Consider the following 400-nt stretch of genomic DNA (forward strand, 5'->3'; position numbering starts at 1 on the left):
GCTCACCTCAACTAATACCCTGTATTCGTTAATGATTTATCAATTTGATTACTGTATATATTTATAAAATGAAAAGGTGCAATTACATTGTGAAATCACTTGTATATTAATCGGCATCCTACTAACTTTTAGCTAGTCTTTTTAAGCTTTCAAAGAAAACTTAAATATTAGAAAAGACGTCTCTTAGCACAGACATGGCATTTTTTATGGGGAAGACTAGGCTTAAGAGTAAGTAAACTATAATAAAACAGGTGAAATACATCCCTCCAAGGGTGGTTTGGACATAAGAACGAATTGTCATTGAAAAGAGTTAAGTATGAGTTTGATTAAAACCTGAAATTGCTATTACAAATAATTTTCACAGCTCTGAAGAACAGTGCTTTGTGACAACGGGGGATGT

This window comes from Vibrio cyclitrophicus, assembly GCF_024347435.1.
GTDB lineage: Bacteria > Pseudomonadota > Gammaproteobacteria > Enterobacterales > Vibrionaceae > Vibrio > Vibrio cyclitrophicus.